Annotated in this window: 6 protein-coding genes; all 6 read left to right on the forward strand. The window is 50.0% G+C overall.

Annotated elements, in window-relative coordinates:
• Nucleotides 1-110 precede the first annotated feature (110 nt).
• Nucleotides 111-404: a type II toxin-antitoxin system HigB family toxin gene (locus J4G02_21520; protein MCE2397100.1), complete on the forward strand. Its 294-nt coding sequence runs from the start codon at nucleotides 111-113 to the stop codon at nucleotides 402-404.
• 4 nt (nucleotides 405-408) lie between these two features.
• A complete protein-coding gene (locus J4G02_21525; protein MCE2397101.1) occupies nucleotides 409-789 on the forward strand; it encodes a helix-turn-helix domain-containing protein in 381 nt (126 codons plus the stop codon).
• A gap of 117 nt (nucleotides 790-906) precedes the next feature.
• Nucleotides 907-3,846, forward strand: a complete 2,940-nt coding sequence (locus tag J4G02_21530) for a hypothetical protein (GenBank protein MCE2397102.1) — start codon at nucleotides 907-909, stop codon at nucleotides 3,844-3,846.
• A 24-nt stretch (nucleotides 3,847-3,870) separates the two neighbouring features.
• Nucleotides 3,871-4,974, forward strand: a complete 1,104-nt coding sequence (locus J4G02_21535; protein MCE2397103.1) for a PorV/PorQ family protein — start codon at nucleotides 3,871-3,873, stop codon at nucleotides 4,972-4,974.
• A 159-nt stretch (nucleotides 4,975-5,133) separates the two neighbouring features.
• Nucleotides 5,134-5,304, forward strand: coding sequence for an aminopeptidase P family N-terminal domain-containing protein (locus tag J4G02_21540; GenBank protein ID MCE2397104.1), 171 nt, complete (start codon nucleotides 5,134-5,136; stop codon nucleotides 5,302-5,304).
• Between the two features lie 17 nt (nucleotides 5,305-5,321).
• Nucleotides 5,322-5,637, forward strand: a 316-nt coding sequence (locus tag J4G02_21545) for an aminopeptidase P family N-terminal domain-containing protein (GenBank protein ID MCE2397105.1), incomplete at its 3' end; no start/stop codon positions are given.

A 5,637-nucleotide genomic window follows, 5' to 3' on the forward strand; every position in this document is an offset into this window, starting at 1 on the left:
GACCAGATGATAGCTGAAATGTTGATGTCTACTGACTCTCAGCCATCATAAATGAGCGAGGTGAGTTGGCTTGGTGAGCGTATCCATCAAGAAACTCATACAAATTGGGTATAAGAATTATATCGCGCAGAACCTTGAGAGAATTTTGGGCGAAGCATGCTAATGCCGAACAGTCTCTCCAAGCGTGGTATGCCAATGTAAAACACGCCGATTGGAAAACGCCATCTGATGTAAAAGCTACTTATCGAAATGCTAGTTTTGTTGAAAACAACCGCGTGGTCTTCAACATCAAGGGCAATTCCTACCGTTTGGTAGCAGCAATTAATTATCAATACGGCATTGTTTACATCCGATTTGTCGGAACACACCAAGCCTATGATACAATTAACGTTGCTACAGTCTAAGGTGATAGCTATGGAGATTAAACCAATCAAAACCGAAGCGGACTATGAAACTGCCCTGAAGGATATAGAACGGCTCTGGGGTTCAAGCTACGGTTCACCGGAGGGAGATAAACTTGATGTGCTTGTCACACTGGTGGAGGCTTATGAAGAGGAACATTATCCTATTCCACCTCCAGATCCGATTGAGGCTATCCGTCACTACATGGAGAATCAAGGGTTATCTGAACGCGACCTTGAACCCTATCTTGGTTCGCGTCCCTATGTGTCAGAAGTTCTGAATCGGCAACGCAGCTTGTCTCTAGACATGATCCGGAAATTGCACAATGGCCTTGGAATTCCAGCGGATATTTTGGTTCAGTCTTATGTATTACGAACTGCTTTATGAATCCTAAGCGTTTTTTATGAAAATCTTAGGAGTTCATCGGAAGCATTTTTCGATTACATTTTTCGTTGGAAGCATTTTGTCATCAAAATCCCCAATATATGAGGTAAACTGAAAACTATGAAATTATTACGATACACCCTCTTATCTGTGATTTTTGTATTCACCACGCTATCGGTGATGGCTGCCGTGGATTGGAAGGCATTGGATGTAGGCAACCTGTCGTCTGCCGTCTACAACACCGCAGTTGTCGGCTTTCCTAGCAACCCGACCGCCAACCCTTCAGGGTGGTGGCCCGCAGGCACAAACGATTCCTACATCTATGAAGGTGATATCTGGATCGGTGCCAAGAAAGGTGGAGAGATTGGTGTCTCCACATCGGATGGCAGACAGAGCGAAATTTGGCCCACCGACGATGTGCCTGAAGTGATTTCAAACAAGCCCGGTATGACCACAAAAGGAACACCGACAAGCCAAGCGATCATGTTCAAGTGTAGCGATATGAACCTCGATGCGAATCAGGGATTGATCCTCGGCTTAGAAATTGTAGTCGACGGCTTTCAATGGAGTTACGCACCGCTCTACGATTTCTTTATTCTAGAATACAGGGTTAAAAACGTTAGTGCTGAAATGCTTGAGGACGTGTTTATGGCGTTCCGGTATGACGTAGATGTCTCCAGCAACGAAACAGGTACGGCGAGCTATTCAGCGGATGACTTTATTGCATTGGATCAGACGCCGGACGCGCTCAACCCCGAAGCACATCCGAACCGCTATCTCTCTTACGGTTTCTCCAACGCTTCTGCTCCCGGATACATCGGTTTGCGGGTGTTGGACGCGTATGTGGGAAAAATTCCTTTTACGGCGCACAAACGGATTACGATAAACACCGATCCAACGACCGATGCGGAAATGTACGCTTATATCAGTGTTCCCGGTGTTGACCCACTCCCAGCAAACTACGACGATCAACGTTTTGTCCAATCCTACGGACCTGTGGAATCGCTCGCGCCCGGACAGGAGTTCACCATCGTCACGGCAGTAGCTATCGGTGAGGGACTTGCCGGTTTACAAGCGTCTGCGGACTGGGCGCAGAAGCTGTATGATGATGACTACGTTGCACCTGCCCCGCCGCCGTCGCCGGTGGTAACCGCGTATCCCGCCGATGGGCAGGTGACACTTGTTTGGGAAAGCGAAGGGCAATGGCTAGGTAAAAGTATCGACGAATATGTGGATCCCACCGATCCGGAGAAAATTTTTGAGGGTTATAGAGTCTATCGGCGAGATACCTCGTACGCCCCAGATACCGGCACTCCTGTGGAAGATTGGACGATGCTAATGGAGTTCGACAAACCGAGCGCGACGGGTAATTTCCTCACAGTCGCGCATGTCGGTAAACAGTCAGACGCTACCATTGCAAGCGGTGGTGATGAACCATTTTTTGCTGACTTTTTCAAAAATGCTGTCTACGCAATCAAATTCAACTCCAGTACCACCTTCGAGATAATTAATACAACGCTATGGGAGGTTATGGCTCATAATCCCGAATTCCCAGCAAATGGTGAGGGATATGCTATCGTGAAGGATCCGAACACCGGAGAACCTTATCCGGACGGGACCTATCGCTCCGGTGCGTTAATCTACTTCGGGGGGTTGTATGTAACAATTACAGATGGTGCTTCCGGTCCTCCAGTGGCGGGCGATATTTTTCGCGTTGTTTCCACACCTTCACAAGCACTCGGTGAAGATGCAGGTATTAAGAATTTCTTCACCGATGAAGGATTGACTAACGGGATTCAATACACCTATGCGGTGACGTCATTCGATACCGGCAATCCGAAAACCGGGCTTATCTCCATGGAGAGCAGCCAGATTGAGACGATGCTCCACGTTGTCCCACGCGCGCAACCCGCTGGGTATCGAGAGGCAGCCGCTGACGTGGAAGGTCAAGGCATAGGAGTTGTAACCGTTGAACCGATGGTACTTGCACCAAACAAGGTGACGGGAGATCAGTATAAAATCGTTTGGCAGGGCGCAACGCAGATAGGACCTGCTGCGTATATCACGGGTCCTGGATATCAACCACCCACTTATGAAATTATCAACGTGACAACAGATCAAACGGTCGTGGAGCCGCAACCGTTTGATTGGTATGACCCTCTTCACGGCGAAGCCGTTGAAGTGCTCTCCCCGATGTTTGATGGAATCATCTTGAAGATAACGGGGGTTGATGTGACTTACGGGAGTCCAGACGAAAACCCGATCAATAACGTCGAACTGACCGCCGGCTCCGTTCCGGGGTGGACGGTGGACATCCAATCACCCGGTGCCGGGGAGAATACTTGGCCCAACATCTTTTGGGCAACGTATTATCGCCCGCATACGTATTCGATCGCGTTCGTTGACGATACACATGTCAAAGTGGTGGACGAGGATACGGGTGAGGAGATTCCATTCAACGACCAACGCGCCGAGGGATACGCAATCTTCGGGGCAGGTTGGGTTGATACATATAACCGGGAAGCCACACCGGGATTTTTCCGGATTTATATCCGGGGTGGGTACGTCTTCATAAAAGATCCCAACAATGAGATCTCTGCTGGGGATGTATTCACCGTTGATATGGGCGGTATCAGCGCACCGCGAGATGGCGACGAATTTCTGTTGACGACACAAGGCGCGTCGCTCGCCCCCGCAGATATTGAGGCAGATTTAGATCGAATCCGCGTCGTGCCAAATCCCTACTTCATCACGAACAGGGCTGTGACTGCTGCAGGAACGGACAAAATCTTCTTCACGCGGCTTCCACCGCGGTGTACCATTCGGATTTATACGTTGGTGGGTGAACTGGTGCGGGAGATTGAACACGAGAACTTCTCACCCTTCAATGCAGATGAACGTTTGGCACAGGGCGACAAGGGTGGCACAGAGACATTTGACCTTCTTAATCTCTACAATCAAGCCCTTGCAAGTGGAGTCTATATCTATCATGTTGAAGCCCGAGATGACAGCAATGATGTTATCGGAAATAAGATTGGTCGATTTTCGATCATTCGATAAAGGGGGATAAACTAGGGTAAGCACATGCATAACACTACTTTCAAGAATCAAGCAATGTGGCGATTCGCCTCGACAATTTCGATTCTCTTAGTTATCGTTGCGTTTTTATGGACGGTTCCGAGTGACGCAACCACCAACGTTGGAACTGCCGGTGCACAGTTTCTGAAAATTGGTCCCGGAGCGCGGGTGGACAGCTTGGGAGGTGCGTTTAGCGGGCTTGCCAACGATGCTACCACTATCTACTGGAATCCAGCCGGGTTAAGCCAACTCAAGCAGACTAGCTTTTCGGACACACATACAATATGGCTTGCCGATACTCGATATAACTACCTCGCGTTTGCCACGCCGGTAGAAAAGGTAGGCACCTTGGGAGCAAGCGTTACATTTCTTAACGTCCCCGATACGGAAATCACAACGCTTGCAAAGCCTGATGGAACGGGGCTTTGGTACTCTGCGTGGGATGCGGCGGTATCGGTGGCATATTCCAGACAGCTCTACGAAAAAGAGTCGGGAGTCAATCTCTCCTTCGGTATCAACGCCAAATACATCCATCAGCAAATCCATCGGGAAAGCGCCACAGGGGTCGCTGTTGATGTTGGGACTCTCTACCACACAGGTTGGAGAAGTTTACGCATAGGGATGTGTTTCTCCAACTTCGGGCCCGAGATGCGTTTCAGTGGTCCAGACCTTGCGACTGGTGCCGAAGAAGCGGGGGATTCCAGAAATGCGGACTATCGCCCCTATCCAGACACGACGAATCCGACACGAAAGGCTGAACTAGAAACCGTAGAGTTTCCACTGCCCTCCAATTTCCGGCTCGGCATCGCCTACGATCTGCTTGATAGTGGGGATAATCTCCTCACCGTCGCACTTGATGCCAACCATCCAAACGACAACAGCGAACGACTGAACCTCGGATTAGAGTATTGGTACAGAAAGATGGCAGCGATTCGTGGCGGGTATAAGCTCCGCTTGGGTCCCGACAGCGGTGATGATGAAGAAGGACTGACGCTCGGCTTGGGGATCCACATGAATTTTGCTGTAACCATGCTGTCCCTAGATTATGCGTTTGCTGACTTTGGCCCTTTGCAACGGGCACATCGTGTGAGCCTCGGCTTGAAATTCTAAGAGATGCTAGTTCTGTTGACAGTGATGTGAGGTGTATCCGCAATTCGCCGATAGGTATCCAACCTATAAGTTTCTATATTAAGTGTTGGGTTTCACGGTTCCCGTTCAACCCAACCTACGTGCTTCTATAAGACCTGTTTTGAACAAAGGAGCAATACGGTGCTTTTCAATAAAACCCGCGCACAGGAGTATATGCGTCGCTGCGGTGTGGATGTCTTGGTGGCAACCTCGCCGGTCAACATCACCTATTTTTCGGATTATCGGTGCTGGATTGATCCGGCGCACCAAGCGATCCCGATCCGACCGCTGCCTATGCAATCTTCCCACTAGAGAGCGAGCCCGCACTTGTGGCAAGCCCGACGTTTGCGGTGAACGCATCCGATCTGTGGGTGCAAGACGTGCATATCTTCGGTGACCACGGGTTGGACGGTTCGTTGCCGCTGCCAGCGTTGTCCGATGCAGAGCAGCGCATCTTTGATGTACTCCACAGACCGCAGCAAAACGCCACATCGACCGATGCGCTCTTGAGCGTTCTTACAGCACGAGGGTTGACTGACGCCCGAATCGGAATTGAGATGGAAGGGCTATCACCGAGGGCAAAAGAGGCGATCGAGGCAGGACTGCCAAAGGCACAGATCAAGGATTGTTCAAATCTCATTCGCC

This window comes from Candidatus Poribacteria bacterium (assembly GCA_021295755.1).
Taxonomy (GTDB): Bacteria; Poribacteria; WGA-4E; order WGA-4E; family PCPOR2b; genus PCPOR2b.